General features: G+C 63.6%; 21 protein-coding genes, 1 tRNA gene and 1 pseudogene. 11 read left to right on the top strand and 12 right to left on the bottom strand.

Translation table 11 applies throughout. The features are described 5' to 3' along the window. The first annotated feature begins 51 nt into the window (after positions 1-51). Positions 52-243 (top strand): hypothetical protein, encoded by a 192-nt coding sequence (locus NKI79_RS04920; RefSeq protein WP_352800213.1) that lies wholly within the window; start codon positions 52-54, stop codon positions 241-243. Positions 244-524: 281 nt separating this feature from the next. On the opposite strand, the gene NKI79_RS04915 is transcribed toward NKI79_RS04920, so the two are convergent. The 5 genes from NKI79_RS04915 to NKI79_RS04895 form a co-directional block, all read right to left on the bottom strand. Then, positions 525-1322 (bottom strand): ABC transporter ATP-binding protein, encoded by a 798-nt coding sequence (locus NKI79_RS04915; RefSeq protein WP_254816079.1) that lies wholly within the window; start codon positions 1320-1322, stop codon positions 525-527. Between the two features lie 11 nt (positions 1323-1333). Then, on the bottom strand, positions 1334-2230 hold the full coding sequence (gene ntrB, locus NKI79_RS04910; RefSeq protein WP_352800211.1) for a nitrate ABC transporter permease: 897 nt from the start codon (positions 2228-2230) through the stop codon (positions 1334-1336). Between the two features lie 83 nt (positions 2231-2313). Next, the gene (locus tag NKI79_RS04905) at positions 2314-3630 is read right to left on the bottom strand and encodes a CmpA/NrtA family ABC transporter substrate-binding protein (protein ID WP_352800210.1); all 1317 of its coding nucleotides are present in this window, start codon (positions 3628-3630) and stop codon (positions 2314-2316) included. A gap of 359 nt (positions 3631-3989) precedes the next feature. Further along, on the bottom strand, positions 3990-5228 hold the full coding sequence (locus NKI79_RS04900; RefSeq protein ID WP_352800208.1) for a CmpA/NrtA family ABC transporter substrate-binding protein: 1239 nt from the start codon (positions 5226-5228) through the stop codon (positions 3990-3992). A gap of 2 nt (positions 5229-5230) precedes the next feature. Beyond that, positions 5231-5830 (bottom strand): ANTAR domain-containing response regulator, encoded by a 600-nt coding sequence (locus NKI79_RS04895; protein WP_352800207.1) that lies wholly within the window; start codon positions 5828-5830, stop codon positions 5231-5233. A gap of 419 nt (positions 5831-6249) precedes the next feature. Between NKI79_RS04895 and NKI79_RS04890 the strand changes: the two genes are divergently transcribed. Together NKI79_RS04890 and NKI79_RS04885 are read left to right on the top strand one after the other, a co-directional pair. Further along, on the top strand, positions 6250-7344 hold the full coding sequence (locus tag NKI79_RS04890) for a branched-chain amino acid ABC transporter substrate-binding protein (protein ID WP_352800205.1): 1095 nt from the start codon (positions 6250-6252) through the stop codon (positions 7342-7344). A gap of 81 nt (positions 7345-7425) precedes the next feature. Then, the gene (locus tag NKI79_RS04885; protein WP_352800595.1) at positions 7426-9897 is read left to right on the top strand and encodes a PAS-domain containing protein; all 2472 of its coding nucleotides are present in this window, start codon (positions 7426-7428) and stop codon (positions 9895-9897) included. Positions 9898-10337: 440 nt separating this feature from the next. Here NKI79_RS04885 and ampH read toward each other — a convergent pair whose 3' ends face one another. Both ampH and NKI79_RS04875 read right to left on the bottom strand, forming a co-directional pair. After that, the gene (gene ampH, locus NKI79_RS04880) at positions 10338-11462 is read right to left on the bottom strand and encodes a D-alanyl-D-alanine-carboxypeptidase/endopeptidase AmpH (RefSeq protein ID WP_352800204.1); all 1125 of its coding nucleotides are present in this window, start codon (positions 11460-11462) and stop codon (positions 10338-10340) included. A gap of 488 nt (positions 11463-11950) precedes the next feature. After that, a complete protein-coding gene (locus NKI79_RS04875; protein ID WP_352649807.1) occupies positions 11951-13450 on the bottom strand; it encodes a helicase HerA domain-containing protein in 1500 nt (499 codons plus the stop codon). A gap of 167 nt (positions 13451-13617) precedes the next feature. Here NKI79_RS04875 and NKI79_RS04870 point away from each other — a divergent pair, with 167 nt between their 5' ends. After that, entirely contained in the window at positions 13618-14232 is a 615-nt protein-coding gene (locus NKI79_RS04870) for a hypothetical protein (RefSeq protein ID WP_352800201.1), read from the top strand. A 181-nt stretch (positions 14233-14413) separates the two neighbouring features. Here the strand turns inward: NKI79_RS04870 and NKI79_RS04865 are convergent. Both NKI79_RS04865 and NKI79_RS04860 read right to left on the bottom strand, forming a co-directional pair. After that, positions 14414-14489 (bottom strand) — tRNA-Ala (locus NKI79_RS04865). A gap of 163 nt (positions 14490-14652) precedes the next feature. Beyond that, the gene (locus NKI79_RS04860) at positions 14653-15042 is read right to left on the bottom strand and encodes a TIGR02300 family protein (protein WP_352800199.1); all 390 of its coding nucleotides are present in this window, start codon (positions 15040-15042) and stop codon (positions 14653-14655) included. Positions 15043-15236: 194 nt separating this feature from the next. Here NKI79_RS04860 and aroA point away from each other — a divergent pair, with 194 nt between their 5' ends. The 3 genes from aroA (at position 15237) to rpsA (ending at position 19407) form a co-directional block, all read left to right on the top strand. Beyond that, positions 15237-16595 (top strand): 3-phosphoshikimate 1-carboxyvinyltransferase, encoded by a 1359-nt coding sequence (gene aroA, locus NKI79_RS04855; protein ID WP_352800198.1) that lies wholly within the window; start codon positions 15237-15239, stop codon positions 16593-16595. 260 nt (positions 16596-16855) lie between these two features. After that, complete coding sequence (gene cmk / locus NKI79_RS04850) at positions 16856-17506, top strand: (d)CMP kinase (protein WP_352741064.1); 651 nt, start codon at positions 16856-16858, stop codon at positions 17504-17506. 203 nt (positions 17507-17709) lie between these two features. Further along, complete coding sequence (gene rpsA, locus NKI79_RS04845; protein ID WP_023676278.1) at positions 17710-19407, top strand: 30S ribosomal protein S1; 1698 nt, start codon at positions 17710-17712, stop codon at positions 19405-19407. Positions 19408-19513: 106 nt separating this feature from the next. On the opposite strand, the gene NKI79_RS04840 is transcribed toward rpsA, so the two are convergent. The 3 genes from NKI79_RS04840 to NKI79_RS04830 are packed head-to-tail and all read right to left on the bottom strand — an operon-like array spanning position 19514 to position 22704. Next, on the bottom strand, positions 19514-20221 hold the full coding sequence (locus NKI79_RS04840; protein ID WP_352800196.1) for an SDR family NAD(P)-dependent oxidoreductase: 708 nt from the start codon (positions 20219-20221) through the stop codon (positions 19514-19516). Positions 20222-20278: 57 nt separating this feature from the next. Then, complete coding sequence (locus tag NKI79_RS04835) at positions 20279-21859, bottom strand: 5-guanidino-2-oxopentanoate decarboxylase (protein ID WP_352800194.1); 1581 nt, start codon at positions 21857-21859, stop codon at positions 20279-20281. Beyond that, positions 21856-22704, bottom strand: a complete 849-nt coding sequence (locus NKI79_RS04830) for a dimethylarginine dimethylaminohydrolase family protein (protein ID WP_352800594.1) — start codon at positions 22702-22704, stop codon at positions 21856-21858. Before NKI79_RS04830 ends, NKI79_RS04835 begins: the two co-directional genes overlap by 4 nt. Before the next feature lie 217 nt (positions 22705-22921). Between NKI79_RS04830 and NKI79_RS04825 the strand changes: the two genes are divergently transcribed. From NKI79_RS04825 to NKI79_RS04810, 4 genes and pseudogenes are all read left to right on the top strand, one after another. Continuing rightward, positions 22922-23731: an ABC transporter ATP-binding protein gene (locus NKI79_RS04825; RefSeq protein WP_352800192.1), complete on the top strand. Its 810-nt coding sequence runs from the start codon at positions 22922-22924 to the stop codon at positions 23729-23731. Positions 23732-23785: 54 nt separating this feature from the next. Then, a complete protein-coding gene (locus tag NKI79_RS04820) occupies positions 23786-24580 on the top strand; it encodes a transporter substrate-binding domain-containing protein (RefSeq protein ID WP_352800190.1) in 795 nt (264 codons plus the stop codon). Between the two features lie 126 nt (positions 24581-24706). Then, positions 24707-25438, top strand: a complete 732-nt coding sequence (locus NKI79_RS04815) for an ABC transporter permease (RefSeq protein WP_352649813.1) — start codon at positions 24707-24709, stop codon at positions 25436-25438. Next, a pseudogene (locus NKI79_RS04810) lies at positions 25438-25887 on the top strand (ABC transporter permease subunit); the annotation flags it as partial. The gene NKI79_RS04815 and the pseudogene NKI79_RS04810, both read left to right, overlap by 1 nt. Between the last annotated feature and the right edge of the window lie 65 nt (positions 25888-25952).

The following is a 25952-nucleotide window of genomic DNA, read 5'->3' as shown; positions in this document are numbered from 1 at the left end:
CGACCTTTGCCGTCAGTCTTGACGCCAGCGGGAAAGAGGACGAGCGCGGCGGTGAACAGCGCGCTGCTGGCCAGAAAAATGGCGGCGCGTGAATTCGGCGAGGCACGCGCCAGTTCCGATCCGTTTCGTCATCGTCGTCTCCGGTTGGCGCCGCTTGGGACCAGCGCCGTCGATTGCGTCAAAACAAAAAAGCCGCCGGCCAGGTCTTCGCGTCCGGGATTCCGGGAGCGCGTGTGGACCTGAGCGGCAGCTTTGCCTGTGGCGCCCGCCATTGGACGCCGTGTCACTTGGCCCTTACGGGCCCTACATTTTGGAAAGCAGGAAGCGTGCCAATTCGACAGCGCTCTTAATTATCGAATGAAATCAATGTGAACCGCAGCCGCGCGACTTTTGACCAAGCTCGGCAGCGGATCAAAGATTAGTCAAAATGCCTTGCACAGCAGCATAATATTTGTGCAATGCGGTAGATTGCCCATTGCCGATGCAGATTGCCAATGATGATGACGCGTTTTCCCGTTATGGCCTCACTCCGCGGCTTCGACGAAGCGGTGGCGTTCGTAGAGGAATTTCAGCACCGCCTCGCGGCAGCGCAGGAAGGTGCGGTCGGAGGAAAGCTCGATGCGCCGACGCGGCCGGGCCAGCGGCACGGGAAGAACCTCGCCGATGGTGGCCGCCGGCCCGTTGGTCATCATGACGATGCGGTCGGACAACAGCACCGCCTCGTCGACATCGTGAGTGATCATGATCGTCGTCGAGCCGAGTCTGGAATGGATATCCATCACCGCGTCCTGCAGATGCGCACGGGTCAGCGCGTCGAGCGCCCCGAACGGCTCGTCGAGCAAAAGAATCTTCGGCTCCATGGCGAGCGCGCGCGCAATGCCGACGCGCTGCTTCATGCCGCCCGAAATCTCCGCTGGGCGCTTGTCTTTCGCATGCGCCATCTGCACGAGATCGAGATTGCGCATGATCCAGTCATGCCGTTCGGCCCGGCTCTTTTTGCCGCCGAAGACCTTGGATACCGCGAGGTTGATGTTTTCGTAGACGGTCAGCCATGGCAGCAGGCTGTGGTTCTGGAACACCACGGCGCGTTCGGGACCGGGGCTGTCGACCTCCTTGTCCTCCAACAGAACCGCGCCGGCGGAGACCTTGGCCAGCCCGGCGATTAGATTGAGCAAGGTCGACTTACCGCAGCCGGAATGGCCGATGATCGAGACGAATTCGCCCTTGTCGATGGTCAGTCTTATGTCCTTCAGGACGTCGCTGACCTGGCCGCCGCGCATGAAGGATTTATCGATATGGTCGAGTTTCAGATAGGCCGTCATCGTCCATCTCCTCACTTTGCCGTTGTGCCGCGGGTGACGAAGACGCCGACCGCCGCGACCAGGCGGTCGAGGCAAAAGCCGGTGACGCCGATATAGGCGAGTGCGACGATGATGTCGGGCAGCCGCGACGAATTCCAGGCATCCCAGATGAAGAAGCCGATACCGACGCCGCCGGTCAGCATTTCGGCGGCGACGATGGCGAGCCAGGACAGACCGATCCCGATGCGCAAGCCGGTGAAGATGTAAGGTGCCGCGGCCGGCACCATGATCTTCACGAAGAATTCGAGCTGGTTGAGCCTGAGGATGCGGGAGACGTTGCGATAGTCCTCTGGAATGTTGCGGACGCCGACGGCGGTGTTGATGATCACCGGCCAGATCGAGGTGATGAAGATGACGAAGATTGCCGACGGGCTGGAATCGCGGAACGCCGCCAACGACAGCGGCAGCCAGGCGAGCGGCGGTACCGTGCGCAGGATCTGGAACACCGGATCAAGGCCGCGCATCGCCCAGATCGACTGGCCGACCAGAGCGCCGAGCGCGACGCCGACGACCGCCGCAAGGCCAAAGCCGATGGCGACGCGCTGCAGCGAGATCAGCACCCGCCAGGCGAGCCCAATGTCCTGCGGGCCATTGTTGAAGAACGGATGGGCGATCAGGTCATAGGCCTCGTTCCAAACCTGGCTTGGCGGCGGCAGGCTGGCCGTCGGCGACGAACAGGCGATCTGCCAGACGACGAGCATGATGGCGACGACGATGACCGGCGGCACCAGCGTGCTGGCCAGCTTGCCTGAGATTGCGGCCGGGTCGAAGCGACGCCGCGCCCTGGCGGTGAAGGCGATGATTTCGGCGGGCTTGGAAGGCGCGGGGAACGGCTTCACCTTGCGGTCCTTGATGGCTTGGATAGACATTTCTCGAACGTTCCTTTGGCATTTGACGACAAGGGCGCCGTTGCGCTTGCGGCGACAAACGGCGCGAGCGCCGTTTGCACCGTTCAGGCCGATGCCTTGATCTTCAGGCTGTCGAGATAGGCGGACGGGTTCTCCGGATCGAACACCTTGCCGTCGAAGAAGGTCTCGACGCCGCGCGATGAAGACGCCGGGATATCGGCCGCGGCGACACCAAGATCCTTGGCCGCTTCGCGCCACAGATCCTCGCGATTGACCTGGGCGACCAGCGCCTTGATGTCGGTGGTCGGCGCGAACTTGCCCCAGCGGATGTTTTCGGCGAGGAACCAGCTGTCGTGGCTCTTGAAGGGATAGGACACGCCGCCCTGCCAGAACTTCATGTAGAGATCTGTGCCGTTGGCGACGCGGCCATTGCCGTAATTGATGTCGCCCTTGAGGCGGCCGATGATGTCGGCGGTCGGCACGTTCATCCATTGCCGCTTGCCGATGATGGCGGCCATCTCGTCCTTGTTTTCCTTGGCTTCGCACCATTGCTGGGCTTCCATGACGGCCATCAGGATCGCCTTGGTGGCGTTCGGATACTTGTCGATGAAGGCGGCGCGCAGGCCGAGCGCCTTTTCCGGATGGCCCTTCCATAGCTCGCCAGTGGTAGCGGCGGTGAAGCCGACGCCCTGGTGAACGAGCTGCTCGTTCCACGGCTCGCCGACACAGAACACGTCCATGTTGCCGACTTTCATGTTGGCGACCATCTGCGGCGGCGGCACGACGATGGTCGAGACGTCCTTGTCGGGATCGATGCCGCCGGCGGCCAGCCAGTAGCGCAGCCAGAGGTCGTGCGTGCCGCCCGGGAAGGTCATGGCGGCCTTGACCTCCTTGCCAGCGGCCTGTTGGGCGGCGAAGGCATCCTTCAGCCTGGAGGCGTCGAGGGCGACGCCGGTGGCGGCATATTCCTGGGCAACGGAAATGCCCTGGCAGTCGTAGTTGAGGCGCGCCACGATCGCCATCGGCAGCGGCTGCTTGTTTTGCGTCACCTTGCCGGTGTGCATCAGATAAGGCATCGGCGTCAGGATATGGGCGCCGTCAATGCCGTTGGCTTCGCCGCCGAGCACCAGATTATCGCGCGTCGCCCCCCAGGAGGCCTGCTTGAGCACCTCGACATCGGGCATGCCGAATTTCTCGAACAGGCCTTTCTCCTTGGCGATCATCAACGGTGCTGCATCAGTCAATGCGATGAAGCCGAGCTTGGCGCCCGTGACTTCCGGTACGGCGGTAGCCGCATAGGCGCCGGAGGGCAGCAGCGCACGCGCCGCGGCCAGCGTTGCCGCGGTGGCCGCGCTGATCCTCAGGAAATCGCGGCGGCTGATCGCCGTTTGGGCGGAATGGCTATTGGTGCTTTTCGTCATCGTCATCTCCGGTTGGGCGCGGCTTGGGATCGGCGCCGTCGATTGCGTGTTCGACCAAAACAAAAAAGCCGCCGGCCAGGCCTCGCGCGTCCGTCCATCCGGGATCGCGTGTTGACCTGAGCGGCAGCTTTGCCTGTAGCGCCCGCCATTGGACGCCTATTCCGTGACCCCGAGAAGAGTCTGCCTATTGCAACGCAGGAACCGTGCCAGTTTCGGAATGGATGATAAGCATCAATGAGATCAACGGCCTGCCAAAATCGTCGGCGCCCCGGCCCGCCGGGCGAGCAAGCCAAAGATTGTTCATTAGCGCAGTTGCACGCACATTTTTTGTGCAGTGCACAAGAATGGCGCCGAAATGATCAGACTTCGGCGCGCGCCAATTTCTGGCCGGCAATGTAGGCGTCGATCTCGTCGGGATCGAAGATCTGACCGTCGAAGAAACCATCGGGACCGAGCACCAGGCTTGCCCCCGCCGAACCGACCGGAGTCGCGGCCTTCAGCGCGCCCTCGACCTTGGCATTGGCACCGGGAAGCGCCACGCCAAGCGGCTTCAACGCCGAGCGGTAGAGATCGGGGCGGTAGCAGTCGCGGGCAATAGCGAGGTTTTCCGGCGTGTGCGCGACATGCCCCCAGCGCACCATCTGCGTGTAGAACCACAGCGCATGGCTCTTCCACGGGAAGTTCGCCGCCTTGTCGAAGGGCAGAAAGAAGTCGCCGACGCTCAGTTCGGCGCCGCCGCCGAGCGCCAGATGCCCGCTGAGGATCGGCATCTGCAGCGCCGGCGCCAGGCCGAGGAAGGCTGGCTGCGCCATCAGGGCCGCGAGTTCGCCACGATTTGCCGGGTCCTGGCACCAGCGCGCCGCATGATGCAGCGCGCGCAGCAGAGCCGAAAGCGCGTCCGGCTCTCTTTCGGCCCATGCCTTGCGCACGCCGACGACTTTCTCCGGGCTGGTCTTCCAGATGGCCGCCTTGACCGTGGCGATATGGCCGGTGCCGGCGACGACCGCGGCGCTGTTCCAGGGTTCGCCGACGCAGTAGCCGTCGATCCTGCCGGCGGCGAGCGCGTCGGCCATGAATGGCGGGGGCACGATGACGATTTCGATTTCACGCGACGGGTCGATGCCGCAGGCGGCGAGCCAGTAGCGCAGTTCGTAGTTGTGCCCGGAGTGCGGATGGACGACGGCGAAGCGCAGCGGATCGCCGCCGCCATTCGCCCGTTCACGGATCAGCGCTCGCAACGCCTTACCGGCCCGCGCCGGATCGAGATCGGGCCGGGCGCCGTGCGCGGCCATGCCGGCCCAGACCGCGTTCGAAACCGTCACGCAATTGCCGCCGAGGCCGAGCGAGAACGGCACGACGGTGTCGGAGGCGAGCGGCGTCAGCCCCAGATTGCAGGCGATCGGCATCGGCCCCAGCATATGCGCCAGGTCGAAATGGCCGATGGCGATGCGGTCGCGGATGTTGGCCCAGGACGTTTCCCGGTTGAGCGTCAGGTCGATGCCTTCACGCAAGGCGAAGCCGATTTCCTTCGCCGCGACAAGGACGGCGCTGTCGAAGAGCGGCATGAAGCCAACATTGATCCGGTGCTCGGCCGCCATTCTCAACTCTCCTCGGGATCCAGAAGCCCTGCCGCCGTCACCAGGCTCTGCGCGATTTCGGCGATCTTGCAGTTCTGGTTCATGGCTGTCTTGCGCAACAGCGTGTAGGCCGCGTCCTCCGACAGGCCGCGCGACTTCATCAGGATGCCCTTGGCGCGATCGATCACCTTGCGGCTCTCCAACTCGCTGCGGGCTTCTTCCAGTTCGCGCGCCATGCGCGAAAACGCATTGAAGCGGCTGATCGCCATGTCGAGGATCGGCTTGACCCGCTCCTGGCGCAGGCCGTCGACGACATAGGCCGACACCCCGGCTTCCACCGCTGCCTCGATCGACGCCTGGTCCGAACGGTCGACGAACATGGCGATCGGCCGCTTCACCACGCGCGAAAGCTGGAACATGTTTTCGAGCATGTCGCGGTTGGGATTTTCGAGATCGATGACGATGACGTCGGGTTCGATCTCGGCGATCCGCCGCGCTATGCCGGCGACGTCGTGGATGACCGTGACCTGCTGATGCCCGGCCTCCCGCAGTCCCGCTTCGATTATGGAAGCGCGGATGTGGTTTTCATCGATCACCAGGACAGTGAGGGATTTGCGGATCATGCCGCATTTTGCGCAGGCGAGGCGATTGTGCAATGCGGCATAGCGAGATTCACGGAAACAAAGCCGGCGCGCCGCCTGAGGTACTGGACGCGACGGCCGCCGCGACGGACTTGATGCCGCGGGCGCCGGCACCCGCCTGACCGGCACCAGCTGCCTGCAGGTCTATCAGCGCAGGTGATCGCCTCAGGCGCCAAGATCCCGGCCCTTCCTGGCCTGGCTCGGCACCGGCCTGACCTATGGCGTGCCCAACGCGTGCGCGATTCCGACCTCAGCGAACGAGTTATGACACGCCATTCCAGTGTATGATGGCTTCGCCAAATTGGGTGTGCGCTGCAATAGCAGCCCGAGACAGCCGCGCTTGCCGAAGGGGCTGTCGGCTCTGACGGGATTGGCGTAAGCTACTGACAGAGGATGCACGCATGCACCGCATCATCGCCATAGCGATCGCAGTTCTCGCGGCCGTATTCAGTTCCGCGCGGGCGGAGGTGCTGGTCGGGGTCTCGGCTGCGATGACAGGACGGCTTGCCTGGATCGGCGAGCAGGGACAGCGCGGCGCGGAGATGGCAGTGGCCGACGTCAACACGGCGGGCGGCGTGCTCGGCCAGAAGGTGAGGCTCATCTCGGTCGACGACTTCTGCGATCCCGAGCAAGCTGTGGCGGCCGCCAAGAAGCTGGTGGCTGACGGGGTCGTGCTCGTCGTCGGGCATTATTGCTCCGGGGCCTCGATCCCCGCATCAAAAGTGTACGAGGAGGCGGGCGTCGTTGAGATATCCCCAGGCTCGACCAATCCGCAGCTGACCGAACAGGGCCGTGCCAATGTCTTTCGCACCATTGGCCGCGACGACGCGCAAGGCTTCATCGCCGGCAACTACCTTGCCGATCGCTGGGGCAACAAGAAGATTGCGATCCTCCACGACAACTCGACCTATGGGAAGGGTCTCGCCGACGAGACCAGGAAGCAGCTGAACAAGCGGGGCGTGACTAAGGTCGTTTACGACGCATACATTCCCGGGAAGGACGACTATTCGGCCGAGGTCGCTGCGTTGCGGACCGCCGGCGTCTCCGCCTTATATGTGGGTGGGTATCATGCCGAGGTTGCGCTGATTGCTCGCGCTGCACACGACAGTGGCTACACGGTTCAGCTCATATCCGGAGATGCTTTGGCGACTGAGGAATTTGCCCTGATCGCCGGCCCCGCGGCGGAGGGGACCCTCTTCACGTTCCCGGCGGACCCGAGGCGAAGCCCCGAAGCGGCCGCGGTCGTTGAGCAGTTCCGTGCGGAGAATTTCGAACCCGCCGGCTACACGCTGTTGAGCTACTGCGCGGTCCAGGTTTGGGCCCAGGCAGTCTCGAAGGCAGGTTCGCTGGAGCCGAAGGCCGTCATTGCGGCACTGCACGAACAGGAATTCGATACTGTCATCGGCCGGGTCGATTTCGACGACAAGGGCGACCTCACGAAGCAGAGCTGGGTTTGGTACGTCTGGCGCGGCGGGGAATACGTGCCGGTTGAATAGGGTTCGCTGATCGCCGGCGTGCCGGCTGAGATGTCTAGTCTGATGCAGACCAGTGTGGCCGGACTGTTCCGACTCGCCGAGATGCTTGAACGCCTCGGCATACGCGGCCGGCTGTTGCTCGCCTTTTTCGGGATCAGCGCCCTTGCGGTGCTGGCAACCGCTGCGGCGCTTTATGCCTTCCTCCAGGTTGGCGACGTCGTCGACCGAATTACCACGGATCGAGTGCCGTCGGCGCTCGCCTCCCTCCAGCTGTCGCGTCAGGCCGAACGGGTCGCTGCTGCCGCGCCATCGGTGCTGGCAGCGACAAGCAGGGCCCAGCACAGCGAGGTGTCGGCTGCCGTCGCGCTCGAGATGTCCCGCCTCGAGGCCCTGCGCACGGACCTCCGGGATGCCACGCTGGGCACAGTGCATTTGGCCGAGATCGAGGAAGCCGCGATTGTTCTGAGGCGCAACCTGAAGGAGCTCGACTCTCTTGTTGTCGCCCGGCTCGACGTGGTCGCCCGCAAGGAGGAGCTCCTGAACCGCCTCGCCGCGACGACGACCGGAGCCCAGCGCCTTGTCGCCACCGGCATCCTAGTAATGGATTCCAGGCTCCCGCAATGGCGGGCGGTCGCGGCCGATACGTCGCTGTCGCCCGATCGACGCGCAGCGGCGATGGCCGAGCTGGTCCAGGCGATTGCGGCCTACATCCCCCAGCAGAAGGCGCAGCTGGAGATCTCGGCGGTCAACGACGCGCTGGTAAAGGTCGCGAACACGCCGACGCCGGGCGACCTGGCGTTGATCCTTTTTCCGCTACGCCGTTCGCTCACTGCTCTTGAAAAGGTTTCCACGGAGATCGACGAAAAGCTGCGGACCCGCTTCCGGCAGCGTGTCGACGAGTTCAAGGGTTTGACCGACGGCGAGGACAGCATCCCCAAGGCGCGGGAGGACGAGTTTGCTGTCCTGGCACAGGGCGAAAGGCTTCTGGCCGAGAACAATCGACTGTCGCGCAATCTCACCGCTGGCGTCGATCGCCTGGTCGCCATGGCAGACCAGGAGATCGCTGCGTCCGGTCGCGAAGCTGCGCTCGTCCAGCGCTACGGCACCGCGGTTGTGCTCGGCTCCGCCTTCCTCAGCCTCCTGAGTTCGGTTCTGGTTGTCTGGCTCTATGTCGACCGCAGCCTCCTCGCCCGACTGGGGGCCGTGAGCCAAGGCATGCTCGCGATTGCGGGGGGCAACCTTCATGCGCCGCTGCCGGCGGCGGGCAGCGACGAAATCGGGCGCATGGCCCAAGCGCTGAGGCTCTTCCGGGATACTGCTGTCGAGGTCGAGGAAAAGAACCTGCGCGACGTTGCAGAAGCGCGTCAGCGGCTAGTCGATGCTATCGAAAGCATTTCCGAAGGTTTCGCTCTCTATGACAGAGAGGACCGGCTTGTCCTCAGCAACAGCCGCTACCGCGAACTGCTTTACGCTGGCCTGGAGACCGAGCTAACCCCTGGCACAGCATTCGAGGAGATCATTCGCCGATCCGCCGAGCGCGGCTACATCAGGGACGCCGAGGGGCGGGTCGAGGAGTGGGTTGCCGAGCGCCTGTGGCGACACCGCAATCCTGGCGAACCATGGGTGCAGCGGCGAGGCGACGGCCGATGGATCATGATCAGCGAGCGGCGGATCAGCGCCGGCGGCACGGTCGCCGTCTATTCGGACATCACCGAGCTGAAGCAAAGGGAGGAGAACCTCGCCGAGAAGTCCGCGGCCCTAGAGGCGCTTTCCAGCAAGCTGGCCAAATACCTGGCGCCGCAAGTGTACAGCTCGATATTCGCCGGCCGCCAAGACGTTAGAATCGCCAGCCAGCGGAAGAAACTGACAATATGCTTCTCCGATATCGCCGGCTTTACCGAGACCACTGACAAAATGGAATCCGAGGATCTCACCCAGCTCCTCAATCACTATCTGACGGAAATGTCGAAAATTGCTTCGGATCACGGCGCGACGATCGACAAATATGTCGGCGACGCGATTCTGATGTTTTTCGGCGACCCTGAGACGCGCGGCGTCAAGGAGGACGCGCTGGCGTGTGTGCAGATGGCTCTCACCATGCAAAAGCGGATGAGCGAACTTGCCGAAATCTGGCGTGACATTGGAATTGAGACACCGCTGCGCTGCCGCATCGGCATCCATACCGACTACTGCACTGTCGGTAACTTCGGCAGCGAGGACCGGATGGATTACACGATAATCGGCGGCGCCGTGAATCTCGCCTCGCGCCTGGAACAGGAGGCGCCACCGGGGACCGTCCTCATTTCCTACGAGACGTTTGCGCAAGTGAAGGACATGATCGACTGTGAGGAGATGGGGCACGTCCAGGTCAAGGGGATCGCCTATCCCGTCGCCACCTACCGCGTCATCGATCTGAAGGCCAATCTAGCGGGCGCTTGTGGCGCCGTTCGAACCGAGCTGCCGCACTTCAGGCTGGAACTTGAACCGGAGCTGATGTCCGCTGACGAGCGTGGCGATGCCGCCACTGCGCTTCGAGACGCGCTGGATCGGCTTTCCCACAAGCCCGGGCAGTAGGGCTTGGTTCACAACGACCCTCCCATGGACGCAAGGGGTAGGATGTGGGACGCAGCTTATCGGCGCTGTCGATGCGAAGGCCACAGAACGGTCGCAGTCAGTCTTTGAACTCGGGCGGAACGTCCGCATCGGAGCCGAGACTTAGCATTCACAGCATCACTGGCAAGGTCCGGATATGGCGCTTTGCTGATGTTGAGCGACGTCAGTTTTCGCCTAAACCACCCCAATCCAAGAGGCGAGAGGCAGAACCTTGGCCGCCGCTTGAGCAGGCCGTGAGCAGCGATGAAGCGGGTCGGGCGCCGGCAAAGGTCGTCCTCAGGAGGGGATAGCTAAGCGGTCGGCCAGCCGGTGTCGCGCTTGCCTTGCCACGAAACATGCCGTCCGTCAGGCCTCTCCACAGCGTTAATCATCGCGCACGTTCCCCCTGATCAGCGCGAAAATCAGCGTGGAGCGATCTCTGCGACGAGATCGTTCGTCGTCTTGACCCCCGCCATGAAGCCGGCGGCATTGAATTCGTTCATGACGAAGAAAGCGCCGACGCCGCGTGTCGGTGCAATCGCAACATAGAGAAACATCCCTTGCAGGCCGCCGCTCTTCTGGAGGATGAGCGGGCGATGCTCGTTGGGGAGCATGATGACCCATCCGAGACCCATGGCGTCCATCGGGCCGCCGTCATCCAGCCCCACCACCGACGCGAGCCCGTCCCGGTACAAAAAAGCCGCGTGGTTCAAAAGGCGGAACTCGGCGTCGGCCGCGGAAGGCTTGTTGTCGACATGCCAGTTCATCCAGCGCAGCAGGTCGTCCGCGGTCGAGTACAATCCACCGGCGCACTCCATGGCTGTGCTCGTCGGCACGATGGGCATGGCGCTGCCGTCGAAGTTATGGCCCTGCATCAGGCGCGGCTGGTCCTCCGGTCTTGGGTTGAAAGCCGTGTCTTTCATGCCGAGAGGATCGAGGACACGCTCCCGCAGGACCTCGGCATAAGGCTTTCCAGAGACATTCGCGAGCGCCGCTCCGAGGAGGTCGTATCCGAAGTTCGAATAGAGAACGGCGGTGCCCGGCGCGAAGAGCAGCGGATTGTCCTTGAGGGCGGCAATCTGCGCCTCTTTGGTGTTCGTAGAGAAGGGGTCGGAGGGGGGCGGCTCGGCCACTGGCACCTCCCGCGGAAGGCCGGAAGCTTGCGCGACGAGATCGATCAGGCGGAGGGCGCGGCCATCCTTCTCCGGGAGCGTGACGTCCCAGCCAAGGCGATCCTGCAGCCGGTCGGTGAGCTGTACCTTGCCGTCGATCGCCAGCGAGGAAAGCACGCTGCCGCAGAACACTTTGCTCACGGACGCGATGCGGAACATTGTGTCGCCGTCGGGCACTTTTTCACTCCCGTCGGCAATCTTGCCGAAACCGGCCAAGGCCGTCTCGCCGTTGCGCACGGCGCCGAAGATCAGGCCAGGCACCTTGGTGGAGAGATACAGGATCGTACCGTTGAACTGCACCGCTTCCGTCAGCAGCTTGTCCTCGGCATGCCCATGAGAGGGAACGGCTGCAATTGCCGTCAAGGCGATGGCCATAAGTCGGCGCGATCGAGACAAACGCATTGCCCACTCCTTTGATAAAGCTGCAGAATAAAATCTTCGGAAAAAAGGGCCGCCGCGTAGTATCTTACCATCTCTCCAGAAGCAGGATATGTCAACAGAACGCACCGAAGGGGGTAATCGGCGGCGGCAGCATAGTTTCTGCGGATATTTGCGCTATAGTCCTGCCGTATTTCTTGTTCTTCGTCAGTTGATCGGGGCTGATCTCTTCATTAGAAAACCGACCCGCGGGTGATTTACAAGATATGTAAAGCGCCGTCGGCAGGAGTGCTGTAGCGTCGAACAACTTACAATAGGCGTATCTGCGTCGCGCCAATCGTCGTCGTGTGATGAAGACCGGGCAGAAGAGCTGTGGCGGGCCGGCGAGGCCCTATCTGCGCAAAAAAAGACTCGGCGCTGTACCTGCCGCTTAGTCATACATCGCCTTGATGCGTGGCATTCCCCTTGCGCGCTCGGCCGCCGCCTCACAGCGCCAAACTGCCCTGCTCCGCCTCCTCGGCATTCGGATCGCCCGGCGCCGTCGCCCAGGCCAGTTCGACAAGCGTCACCGTCCGCCGGCCAACCCCATCCAGCTGGCAGACGATCAGCCCCTGCTCCTCGATATAGGTCAGCAGGCGCCGGGCGCGGCGCAGCGAGTGCGAGCCATAGGCGCGGGCGATCGCCGCGTCGCTCGGGCAGGGCCACCCCTCCTTGGCCGCGCGGGCGATCATCATGAACACGCCCTGCATATCCTCGGGCAGCAGCGAGGCGCGCGCCGAGACATCTTGCCAGGCGTCATCGTCGGCCATGTCGGAGCCGAGGCCGGCGCGGGCGCGCGTCAGCATGCGGCGGAACGCGGGCAGGTCCGGCACGACCGAGGCGAGGCCCTCTATGCGGCAGCGGACCACGAACTCCTGATAGAGCACGCCGATGACACGGAAGCCCGCGTCGGGTTGCGCCAGCACAGCGCGCAGCACCCGGTCGACACGCTCGCGCCGCTCCGCCAAGTCCTCGGCGCTGATCGGCGGCTCCACCGCTTCGGGGCGGATTTCCAGCGCCGCCGATTTTGCCGCCATCAGCTGATCGAGCAGGTCCGGCGACGACCGGCGCTGCGGCCGGACGGTTTCGGGCGGCGGGGCCGCCAGGATGATCGCGCGCGCGTCCTCCAGTCCCGATTCCGGCAGCGGCATCAGGCGCGGCGTCGCGTTGCGCGGGCTTGTATCGGTCGGGCCGATGCGCAAGCCGAGCGGACGGCGCGACAGCGCCGGGCCGAGCGCCATGAACTGCCCGCGCTCGAGGTCGCGAAAGGCTTCCGCCTGGCGCCGCTCCATGCCGAGCAGGTCGGCGGCGCGCGCCATGTCGATATCGAGAAAGGTCCGGCCCATGAGGAAATTGGAAGCCTCGGCGGCGACGTTCTTGGCAAGCTTGGCCAGCCGCTGGGTGGCGATGATCCCGGCCAGCCCGCGTTTGCGGCCACGGCACATCAGGTTGGTCATGGCGCCGAGAGAGAGCTTGCGCGCCTCGTCCGAAACCTCGCCGGCAACCGCCGGCGCGAACAGCTGCGCCTCGTCCACCACCACCAGCATCGGATACCAGTGATCGCGGGCGACCTCGAAAAGTCCGCCGAGGAAGGCGGCGGCGCGCCGCATCTGGTTCTCGGCGTCGAGCCCCTCGAGATTAAGCACCGTGGAGACGCGGTGGATGCGCGCCCGCTCGCCGGCGCTCTGCAGGCCGCGCTCGGTATGCTCCTCGGCGTCGATCACCAGATGGCCAAAACGGTCGCCCAGTGTCACGAAGTCGCCTTCGGGATCGATGATCGTCTGCTGCACCCAGGGCGCACTCTGCTCCAAGAGCCGGCGCAGCAGGTGGGACTTGCCGGAGCCAGAATTGCCCTGCACCAAAAGGCGCGTCGCCAGCAGCTCCTCAAGATCCAGTGCCGCCGGGGCGCCTGCGCTCGTGTGGCCCATCTCGATCGCAACCGTCATGTCTTCGACTCTCCTTAAGGAGAGGGCTTATCAACGGGGTGGCAGCCCGTCGAGCGCCCATGGCAGAGCGCTCCGTGTTGCGCACAGGCTGGATGCTGCTCACGATCAAGGATCGTAGAGGATTGGAATGAAACGGGCCGTTTCGATTCGATAAGGAGGCGGTGCGGATGTTTCGCAGAGCACTCGCCGCCAGCGAGATCGACCTCGGCGTGCTGCATCCCCGCTCTCGCCCCGGAGCTGATCGTCCATGGCCTGCCCGACGAGCCGCTGGTGCTGGCGCTTCCGGCAACACACCGGCTTGCGGCACGCCTTTTACCCACTGTCGTGGCGCCATTCACGAAACGACGAACAACAAAGCTCTCATAATGACTGTATCGATCACTATTTCTGTCGAACGGAACATCCTGGAAAAACTCTCGTTGGGTATAGATCGCGATCCAGCGATGCAACTCGATGGAGACACTAAGATGATGAAAATTCTCTCTGCATCCCTACTTGCTATCGGCCTGGCCACATCTGCCATGGCACAATCAACCGGTTCGGGAACTGGCGGAACTGGTATGAACGGCAATACCGGCGTCGACACGGGCACCGCCGGCAACAGCGGCAACAACGGGACCAGTACCACTACGCCGAACCAGATCGATCCGAATGCAACGAACGCCACCACGCCGCAGACAAACGGTATGGGGGACCGCTGCAAGGATACGGCAGGCAACGACGCCGACAACAACACCCCAAGCGGCGCCATGACGTCGGATATGCAGAACTGCAACAAGTAACGGAGTTTGGCTCAGCGGTCGTTTCAGCCCGCTGCCTGGTCCAGACCGGGCACGGGCTCACCATTTCAGATGGACGGCGAGCCGAGGTCGGCTAGCCATACATTTTGTCTCAGCTAGGTCGGCGACAGATGGCGGCCAGCCCGGGACCGGCGGCCGTTCTGCTGATTTTCGCGGAGAGAACTGGTGGAGCCAATCGGAATCGAACCGACGACCTCTTGAATGCCATTCAAGCGCTCTCCCAACTGAGCTATGGCCCCACTCCGGCAGTTCGCCGGCGCCGTTTCCGGCGAAGAGATCCGGCGCGGGTTCTAGACCGCGCCATTAGTGCAGGCGGCTTCTAACCCCGCCTTCAGTCAATATCAAGCCTTCAACGACCGCTTTTTCTAGGCGGCGCGGCGAAAGCCGGCGAATGCGGTTCGCTCAGACTTCGTCGTCCTCGTCGCCGACGCCGATCATGTCGGCAACGTCGTCGTCTTCTTCCTCCTCGTCGGCAAGGAACGTGTCATCCTCATCATCGCCAAGGTCAACGTCGTCCTCGTCATCGGCGAGATCGGGAAGCTCGTCGGCCTTCGCGTCCTCGTCCGCCTCTTCGAGCGAGACGACCTCGACGCCCTCTTCCTCCTCGGCGTCCACTTCCTTTTCGGCAACTTCCTCTTCTTCCTCGAGGGCGGCGATCTTGCCTTCTTCGAAATAGGAGCGCGGATAGCTCTTGCCCGTATAAGGCGAGACGATCGGGTCCTTGTTCAAGTCATAGAATTTTCGACCCGTCTCCGGGTCGATGCGTTTGGTGCCAAGTTCGGGTTTTGCCACAGCAAGCCTCGTCGATGAAAGTTTGGTCCCCTTAACCAGAGTTTACGGCGCTGTCAAAGCGAAAAGCCGGCGTCCCAAAAAGCGTGAATTCGAAGGCCTGCGTACCAAGGGGATGACCATTTCGGTCCGCCATGATAGGAGACCGCGCAAACCAGAAGAAAATAGCCGGGCGCCGGCGTTTCCAGGAAAGAACCATGTCGCACGCTGCTGCCCCGAAACAGGCCACCGCCCGCAAATCATCTGGCCTTTCAGGTGCGGCACGGGTGCCGGGCGACAAGTCGATCTCGCACCGCTCGTTCATGTTCGGTGGCCTGGCCTCTGGCGAAACCCGCATCACCGGACTGCTGGAAGGCGAGGACGTAATGCGTACGGGCGCTGCCATGAAGGCGATGGGCGCTCATATCGAGAAGCATGGCACCGAGTGGGTGATCCGCGGCACCGGCAATGGCGCGCTGCTGCAGCCGGAAGGCCCACTCGATTTCGGCAATGCCGGCACGGGCTCCCGCCTCACCATGGGCCTGGTCGGCACCTATGACATGGAAACCACCTTCATCGGCGACGCCTCGCTGTCCGGCCGGCCGATGGGCCGCGTGCTCGAGCCGCTGCGCCAGATGGGCGTGCAGGTGCTGAAGGCGACGCCTGGCGACCGCATGCCGATCACGCTGCACGGGCCCAAACCCGCCGCGCCGATCACCTACCGCGTGCCGATGGCATCGGCACAAGTCAAGTCGGCGGTGCTGCTGGCTGGGCTGAACACGCCGGGCATCACCACCGTCATCGAGCCGGTGATGACGCGCGATCACACCGAAAAGATGCTCAAGGGATTCGGCGCCAATCTGTCGGTCGAGACCGACGAGCGCGGCGTGCGCCACATTTTCATCGAAGGCCAGGGCAAGCTCACCGGGCAGACCATCGCGGTGCCAGGCGACCCCTCCTCGGCGGGCTTTCCACTGGTGGCGGCGCTGATCGTGCCGGGCTCGGACATTACAATCGAAAACGTGCTGATGAACCCGACCCGCACCGGACTTCTGTTGACGCTGCAGGAAATGGGCGCGCGCATCGATATAATCGACCCGCGCAACGAAGGCGGCGAGGACGTCGCCGACCTGCGCGTGCGCTATTCCGAGCTGAAGGGCGTCACCGTGCCGCCCGAACGAGCGCCGACCATGATCGACGAGTATCCGGTGCTTGCCGTGGCGGCCAGCTTCGCCGAGGGCGAAACGCTGATGCTCGGGCTGGAAGAGCTTCGGGTGAAGGAATCCGACCGGCTGTCGGCGGTTGCCAACGGGCTAACGCTCAACGGCGTCGACTGCACCGAGGGCGAGGCTTCGCTCGCGGTGCGCGGAAAACCCGGCGGCAAGGGCCTCGGCCAACACCCCAACGGGAAGGGCACCATCGTCCAGACCCATCTCGACCACCGCATCGCCATGAGTTTTCTGGTGATGGGGCTGGCGACGGAAAAACCTGTGACCATCGACGACCAGGCGATGATTGCTACGAGCTTTCCGGAATTCATGGGGCTGATGAAGGGGCTGGGGGCGGAGATCGAGTGACAGTTGATGGCAATCGCAAACCTTGGAGATTGGGCGCCAACATCCTTCCCTTCGTCATCCTGGGGCGAAGCAAGGAGCGAAGCGACGCGGCGAAGACCCCAGGATCCATGCCGTGACGTCAGAGCATCGCAACGGTTCAGAATTCTGGCCCGCCGCATCCCTCGGTACATGTCACGGCATGGATCCCAGGGTCTCCGCGACGGAGCTTCGCTCCTGCTCCGCCCTGGGATGACGAAGGCGCGAGGGCTGGTCCACTGCCAATGAGCATCCCTTTTACCATCGCCATCGACGGCCCCGCCGGCGCCGGCAAGGGCACGCTCGCCCGCAGGCTCGCCGATCACTACCGGCTAAACCTGCTCGACACCGGCCTTACCTATCGCGCGGTGGCCCATGCGCTGCTCCGGCTCGGCCTGCCGCTCGACAATGTTTCGGCCGCTGAAACCGCGGCCCGGCAGGTCGATCCGGCAAAGCTCGACCGCGCAGTGCTTTCGGCACACGCCGTTGGCGAGGCTGCGTCGAAAGTGGCAGTGATCCCGTCGGTGCGGCGCATCCTGGTCGAGAAACAGCGTGACTTCGCAAGAACACCGCCTGGCGCGGTGCTCGACGGCCGCGACATCGGCACCGTCGTCTGTCCCGATGCCGACGTAAAGCTCTATGTCACGGCCAGTGCCGAGGTGCGGGCAAAGCGGCGGCTGGATGAAATCGAGAGCATCGGCGGCACCGCCAATTTCGACGAAATCCTTGCCGATATCGTGCGCCGCGACGAGCGCGACATGGGCCGAGTGGACTCGCCATTGAAGCCGGCCGTCGACGCGCACTTGCTCGACACGTCGGAAATGGCTATAGAGGCCGCGTTTCTGGCAGCTCAGGCGATCATCGACGACGTCCTGGCTAAGAGAAACGAAGCCTGAGCTGGGTTTTCCTGCCGCCGCCGATTGCCGGCGACCAAAGAATTCCCATATTGGGCGTGAACCAGCCTGCCAGCATTCTTCATGCGCCGGAATTGCCGCTCAAGGGCGGCCAAGGGCTTTTTGCCCGGAACGCCGGCAGGCCAACGCAACGCTAACCCACGGCGCCCGCCCCGCGACAGATGCGAGGCATTCCAGGAGAAACTATGTCAGTTGCAAACCCCACTCGCGATGATTTCGCGAGCCTGCTCGAAGAATCATTTTCCGCCGGCCATTCCGGCGAAGGCCAGGTCGTCAAGGGCATCATCACCGCCATTGAGAAGGACATGGCCATCATCGACGTCGGCCTCAAGGTCGAAGGCCGCGTGCCGCTGAAGGAATTCGGCGTCAAGGGCAAGGATACGACGCTCAAGGTCGGCGACACGGTCGAGGTCTATGTCGAGCGTATCGAGAACGCGCTTGGCGAAGCCATGCTGTCGCGTGAAAAGGCCCGCCGCGAAGAGAGCTGGGTCCGTCTCGAAGAGAAGTTCACCAAGGGCGAACGCGTCGAAGGCGTCATCTTCAACCAGGTCAAGGGCGGCTTCACCGTCGACCTCGACGGTGCCGTGGCTTTCCTGCCGCGCAGCCAGGTCGACATCCGCCCGATCCGCGACGTCTCGCCGCTGATGCACAACCCGCAGCCCTTCGAGATCCTCAAGATGGATCGCCGCCGCGGCAACATCGTGGTATCGCGCCGCACCGTGCTCGAGGAAAGCCGCGCCGAACAGCGTTCGGAAATCGTGCAGAACCTCGAAGAAGGCCAGGTGGTCGAAGGCGTCGTCAAGAACATCACCGACTATGGTGCGTTCGTCGACCTCGGCGGCATCGACGGCCTGCTGCACGTCACCGACATGGCATGGCGCCGTGTCAACCATCCGACCGAAATCCTCAATATCGGCCAGACGGTCAAGGTGCAGATCATCCGCATCAACCAGGAAACCCACCGCATCTCGCTCGGCATGAAGCAGCTCGAGAGCGATCCGTGGTCCGAGATCGGCACCAAGTTCCCGATCGGCAAGAAGATCAAGGGTACCGTCACCAACATCACCGACTACGGCGCGTTCGTCGAGCTGGAGCCGGGCATCGAAGGCCTCATCCACGTTTCGGAAATGTCGTGGACCAAGAAGAACGTGCATCCCGGCAAGATCCTGTCGACAACGCAGGAAGTCGACGTTGTGGTGCTCGAAGTCGATCCGGCCAAGCGCCGCATCTCGCTCGGCCTCAAGCAGACGCTGGAAAACCCGTGGGAAGCCTTCGCGCGCAGCCATCCGGTCGGCAGCCAGGTTGAGGGCGAGGTCAAGAACAAGACCGAGTTCGGCCTGTTTATCGGCCTCGAAGGCGACGTCGACGGCATGGTCCACCTTTCCGACCTCGACTGGACCCGTCCGGGCGAGCAGGTGATCGAGGAGTACAATCGCGGCGACATGGTCAAGGCGCAGGTGCTCGACGTCGACATCGACAAGGAGCGCATCTCGCTCGGCATCAAGCAGCTGGCCAAGGACACGGTCGGCGAAGCCGCGACGTCAGGCGAACTGCGCAAGAACGCAGTCGTCACCTGCGAGGTTATCGGCGTGAAAGATGGCGGTCTGGAAGTGCGGCTGGTCGACAGCGGCATCGAGACCTTCATCAAGCGCTCCGATCTCAGCCGTGACCGCGACGAGCAGCGCCCCGAGCGCTTCACCGTCGGCCAGAAGGTCGACGCCCGCGTCATCGCCTTCGACAAGAAGACCCGCAAACTGCAGGTCTCCATCAAGGCGCTGGAAATCGCCGAAGAGAAGGAAGCGGTCGCCCAATACGGTTCGACCGACTCAGGTGCTTCGCTGGGCGACATCCTTGGCGCCGCGCTGAAGAAGCAGGGCAGCTAAGCCAACACCGCGCTTCGCGTCGGTTATAAACGAAACAAAAGAGCCCCGCCGGAACAATCCGGCGGGGCTTTTGCTTGTGACCTTTTGCTTGTGACGAGCCGCAGGCTCAGGCCCTGCCGTAAAGCGGCACCAGCGTGCCGCTGATGGCCATGTTGGCCGGCGAGGCGAGATAGGCAATGGCCTCGGCGGCCGCTTCAAGGCTGACCCATCTGCTGAAATCTGCGTTCGGCATGTCAGCCCGGTTGGCCGGCGTGTCGAGCGTCGAGGGCGCCACGGCGTTGACCAGGATGCCGTTGCCCTTCAGCTCTTCGGCCATTGCCACGGTCATCGCGGCGACTGCCGCCTTGGCGGCGGCGTAGGCCACCTTGCCGGAGCCGCGCCGCGGGTCGAGCCCGGCTCGCGCGGTGACATTGACGATGCGGCCCGGCACGGAAGATTCCAGCATCGAGCGTATCGCCGCGCGGCAGCACAGGAAGGTGGTGCGGGCGTTGGTGTCCATCATCTCGGCGAAGGAGGCGGGCTCGATCTTCTCGACCGGCGCGGCGGTGAAGCCGCCGGCCAGATGCACCGATGCCCATAAATTCGGAACGCTGGCATAGAAGGCGTCGACCTTGGCAGGGTCGGCGAGGTCGACGTTATGCGCCAGCCTGACGCGGTCATGCGCCGGGAAGGGGAAATGTGCAGGCGCGGCAGCGTGAGCGTTGGGCACATGGCAGATCGCGCCCTGCTCCAGCAGTTTCCCTACGACCGCGCCGCCAAGGGCACCGGTGCCGCCGGTCACCACGATATGTCTGCCGTCCAGTGTTTCCGTCATATTCGACCGCTCCGTCATTGCGCGCCGCCGATCCGGAAGGTCGCGCCTTTCGCGCGATCACTCAACCGAAATCTCTATGACGTAAGGTCGTCCAGTCGCCCGCGCGCGCCCAAGCGCGTCCGCCAAGCCGCCGGCGCCGGAAATCCGCTCGGCGGCAATGCCGTAGGCTTCGGCCAATTTGCAGAAATCCGGCGGTGCCGGGGAGACGCCGACCGGCTCGACGCCGACGTCGAGCATCGAGGTTTCGATCTCGCGGTAGCCGCGATTGTTCCAGACGGCGAAGATCACCGGCGCCGCAGCGTCGAGCGCGGCGCCCAGTTCCGGCAGGGTGAACTGGAAGCCGCCGTCGCCGGTGAGGCAAACGACCGGCGCCTCAGGCCTGGCAAGGACGGCGCCGATCGCCGCCGCCGGCCCATAGCCGAGCGCGCCGAAGCCGGTGGCCGCGTTGAACCAGCCGCCCGGCCGGTCATGATCGTAATAGAGGTTGGCGGCGTAGACCGGCTGGGTCGAATCGCCGACGATGATCGCGCCAGGCAGCGCATCGCGGATCGTCTCGACGGCGCGCAGTTGCGCCTGCATAGCCGGGCCGATCTCGGCAAAGGCCGCTTGCCGCGTCGCGGCGGCGCGAGCGGCGCCGTCGACCGATTGCGCCTGGCCCGTGCCGAGTTCGGCACCCAGCGCCTCGAGCGCTGCACCGCAATCGGCCTGGATCGAAATCCGGGCCGGCCGGCGGGCAAGCTGGTCGGCGCCGATGTCGATGCGGATCAGGTTGGCAGGCAGGACAAAACCGCCGTCGCCATAGCCATCATAGTCGGTCGGACCGAATTCGGTGCCGGCGGCAATGACCAGATCGGCGCCGGCCATCAGCGCACGCACCGCCTTCAGGCTGGGGCTGGCCGGCACGCCAAGCGGATGGCGATAGAGCAGGCCGCGCGCATTGGCGGTCTGGACGACCGGCGCTCCCAACCTCTCGGCAAGGCGCTGCAACGGCGCTTCGGCCGCTTTGGCGCCGCCGCCGGCCAGGATAAGCGGCCGGCGGGCAGACGCGCACAGCCTTGCCGCCCGGGCAATTGCCGCCACATCCGGCTCGGGCGGCGCTGAATTCCGCAGCAGCGGCACGATGCCGTTGGCAGGCAGGCTCATGACATCGGTCGGGATCTCGATATGCACCGGACCCGGACGCGAGGATGAAAACAGCGCAAAGGCGCGGGCGAGCACGCCGGGCAGCTCGCCGGCGTCGGTGACACGGTGCGAATACAGCGCCACCTTCTCCGTCATGCCGCGCTGGTCTGGCAGTTCATGCAGATGGCCAAGGCCTTTGCCCAGCGTCGGTGTGGCGTTGACGCCCGAGATTACCAGCATCGGCACCGAATCGGCGCGCGCCTGGCCCATGGCGGTGATGGTGTTGGTCAGCCCCGGCCCGGTGATGACGAAGACGATGCCCGGCCTGCCGCTGGCGCGCGCATAGCCATCAGCCATGAAACCGGCGCCCTGCTCGTGGCGCGGCGTGACGTGACGGATCTTCGATCGCGCAAGCCCGCGATAGAGCTCGACCGTGTGTACGCCGGGAATGCCGAAGACTGTGTCGACGCCGTGCGCTTCGAGCAAGGTGATGAGCGCTTCGCCGATGGTCGTCATTGTCTTAGCACCGGGCGTGTGAGGCAGGTCGGGCCGCCCTCGCAGGCAATGCACAGCGCATCGGCCTCGAATGTCGAGACCGTACAGCCAGCGGTCTGCATGGCAGCCGCCGTCTTCGGAAAACCGGCAACGGCGATAACCTGGCGCGGCGCGGTCGGCAGGACGTTGAGGCTGAGCCCATTCGAGGCGAAGAATTCGTCGGCGTCGCCCTCGACCAGCCGAATGCCGCGTTCGCGCAGCATCTGGTGGAAGGCGACCGGCAGGAGGGGCGCATAGACCAGCGCCAGATCGTCGGCGAGCGGGCTGATCACCGACATCAGGTGCAGGCAGGCCTCCTCGCCTTGCCAGAGCGGCAGGTCGAAGCCGTAGACCTGGATACCCTTGGGCGAAAGCAGGTTGGAGAGCTGCTGGATGCCGAGCTGATTGGTGCGCACGCCGCGGCCGACGGCCAGCGTGTTTGCATCCACCCACACGCAGTCGCCGCCCTCGACCTGGCCGGGAGCCTCGATACGACCGAGGATGGGGATGCCCATGCGCCCATAGGCTGCCTCGTGCAGGTCTGGCTCGGGCCGGCGCAGCGCCTTGCCCATGGCGAGGATAACCGCGCCGTGGTCGGTCATCAGCGAGGGATCGTGGGTGAAGACCGAATCGGCAAGCCCGTCATCGGCGTCGCTCAGCCATTCGATTTCGGCGCCTGAGACAGAAATCAGCGTGGCCAGCGCATCATGCTGGGCCGCCGCTTTTTGCGGATCGAAGCCGGGGCCATAGTGCCAATCCAGCGCTTCGGCCCGACGCATGGCGCTGGCGGCGGAGCGCATCAGCACGCGCTGCAGCGTCCCGGCCATCGACTGCGACCCGTATGCTTTGCCCACTAAATTCTCCTGAAACGCGCCCCTCCTGCCAATAGCCACTCGGCAGGCGGTGATCAATGGTCCAAAAACTGCGGTTGACGGAGGCAAGCGGAACGGTCCATCTTGAGAATCGGAACGCTGTCCAGTGACGGGTAATGGGTAAAAAATTCCAGCAAGGACTGCCTCGGTTGCTCCGCGGGGCGCCGCGACGATGACAGCGCCCGTCACCGCCCTGAAGCATCCGGCGCAGAACGGCGCTGCCGAAGCCATCCACGTCGAGAACCTGCACAAGAATTTCGGCAACCTGCACGTACTGAAGGGCGTTTCGCTGTCGGCGCGCGACGGCGAGGTGATCGCGATCATCGGCGGCTCAGGCTCGGGCAAATCCACGCTGCTGCGCTGCATCAACTGCCTGGAGAACCCGACCAGCGGCATCATCCGGGTCAATGGCGAGCAGATCCGGTTGAAGGCCGACAGCCACGGCCACACCGTGCCCGCCGACCGCAAGCAGATCGAACGCATCCGCTCCAAGCTCGGCATGGTCTTCCAGAACTTCAATCTGTGGAGCCACATGACGTTGATCGAGAACGTCATCGAGGTTCCCGTGCATGTGCTCGGCGTCAAGCGCGATGTGGCGATCGGCGAGGCGGAAAAGCTGCTCGCCCGCGTCGGCCTTGCCGAAAAACGCGACGTCTATCCCGCCTATCTGTCGGGCGGCCAACAACAGCGCGCCGCGATCGCCAGGGCGCTGGCCATCAATCCGCGCGTCATGCTGTTCGATGAGCCGACCTCGGCGCTCGACCCGGAGCTGGTCGGTGAGGTGCTGAAGGTGATCGGCGACCTGGCGCGCGAAGGCCGCACCATGGTGCTGGTCACCCATGAGATGAAGTTTGCCCGCGAGGTCGCGACGCGTGTCGTCTACCTCCATAACGGGCTGGTCGAGGAAGAAGGGCCGCCGGAACAGATCTTCGGCGCACCAAAATCCGAAAGGCTGAAGCAGTTTCTGCGCAATGTTGGATGACTTGCGAGAAAGCAGACGGGAACGTCAAAGCAAAAAACGGGAGAACTGAAAGAAATGAAACCTTTTCTCAAAACGGTGCTCGCGGCCACGCTGATCGCATTGTCGGGTGCATTTTCGGCAAGCGCCGAACAGATCAAGGTGGGATTTTCGCCTGAAGCCTATCCGCCGTTTTACTCGCAGGATGCCTCCGGCAAGTGGGGCGGCTGGGAAGTCGACATCGTCAACGCCATCTGCGGCGAAGCCAAGCTGGATTGCGTATTGACGCCAGTCCCATGGGACGGCCTTATCCCGGCGCTTAAAACCAAGAAGATCGATGCAATCATGAATTCGATGTCCATTACCGACGAACGCAAGAAGGAAATCGACTTCTCCGACAAATATTATAACACACCGACCGCGGTGATCGGCGCCAAGGATCAGAAATTCGATGCGACGCCAGAGGGGCTGAAGGGCAAGATAGTCGGCGTTCAGGCCTCCACGGTGCACGCCGCCTACGCCAAGAAGCACTTCACCGACGCTGCGGAAATCAAGGAATACCAGACGCAGGACGAGGCAAATCAGGATCTCGCCGCCGGCCGGATCGATGCCACCCAGGCCGATTCGATCGCGCTCGACGCATTTTTGAAGTCGGATCAAGGCAAAGCGTGCTGCGACCTCAAGGGTTATGTCGCACCGGACCTGGAAGTGCTCGGGCCTGGCGTCGGCGCCGGCCTACGCCAAGGCGACACCGAGCTCAAGGATAAGCTCAATGCCGCAATCAAGGCTATCCGAGCCAATGGCAAGTATGCCGAAATCACCAAGAAGTACTTCGACTTCGACATCTACGGCGGCGAGTCGCAGTCCAACTGACGGCAGCGGCATCAAGCCGGGCAGGCCTAGCCGCCATCGTCGCGATGGCACGTCCGGCTTGATACATCATTGGCGCCTCAACCCGGAAGTCCAGGGGGACATAAGCTGAGCGACGTTCTCGCCACCATGTTCGGAGCCAGTTCGCTGGAATTGCTGTCCTTCGAACCGCCGAACGGCAGGGGTCTCAGCCTTCTGCACGGGCTGGCAAACTCGGTCGGAATTGCCTTCGGTTCCTTTGGGGTCGGTCTTGTGATCGGTGTCGGCGGCGCCTATGGCAAGCTCTATGGCGGGCCGGTGGTCCGTGACCTGCTGGAAGTCTACACCACAGTGGTCCGCGCCGTGCCCGAATTGGTCCTGATCCTGCTGCTTTATTTCGCTGGTACCGACCTCATCAACCAATTGCTTACCGCGCTCGGCTATGCCGCGATCGATATCAACGGGGTTGTCGCCGGCATAGGTGTGCTCGGTGTCGTGCAGGGCGCCTACTCCACCGAAGTCTTGCGCGGCGCGATCCGCGCCATTCCGCAAGGCCAGATCGAAGCCGCCCGGGCGTATGGAATGCCTCCCGGCCTGCTTCTCAGGCGCATTACGCTGCCGGCGATGCTGCCCTTCGCCATTCCGGGCTTGGCAAATCTGTGGCTGATCGCCACCAAGGACACCGCGCTTCTCGCGATCGTCGGCGTTAATGAACTGACCCAAACCACACGGACGGCAGCCGGCGCGACGAAGGCTTATTTCACCTTCTTCATGGCGGCGGGCGCGCTCTATCTCGTCCTGACGCTCGTCTCCAACATCGCTATCGGGCGCGTTGAGCGCTGGGCACGACGCGGCATGCCTTCGATCGCGGGATCGCATTGATGGCCGCCGAAACTCCGGTCATTGACGCCGCCGCACGGGCCTCGCTGTGGATGCAGCCGCACCGCATAGCGCTGATCCTGATCGCGCTGGTTGTCGTAGTGGCATCGATTTTCCTCATGCGCTGGGATTGGCTGCCCGCCTATCTGCCGCTGGCTTTGCAAGGCATATGGCGGACCATCTGGCTGCTTGTGGTAACGTCGGTGCTGGGCATCGCGCTGGCCATTCCCCTCGGCCTTGCGCAGGTGATCGGCCCGCCGATCTTGAGTGTGCCGGCCAAAATGTTCTGCACGATTATTCGCGGCACGCCGCTGCTGCTCCAGCTCTGGCTGCTCTACTACGGACTGGGTTCGCTGTTTCCGCAATTTCCTTGGATACGCGAGTCGTTCCTCTGGCCCATTCTAAGGCAGGCATGGCCCTACGCCGTTCTTTCTCTGACGATCTCGTATGCAGCCGATTAAATCGAAATTTTTCGGTGCGCCGTAAAATACGGCCTAAGAGCTGGAGAATATAAAAA

The sequence above is a fragment of the Mesorhizobium sp. M0340 genome (assembly GCF_040321535.1).
GTDB lineage: Bacteria > Pseudomonadota > Alphaproteobacteria > Rhizobiales > Rhizobiaceae > Mesorhizobium.
This window is presented reverse-complemented; position numbering and strand designations above follow the sequence as displayed.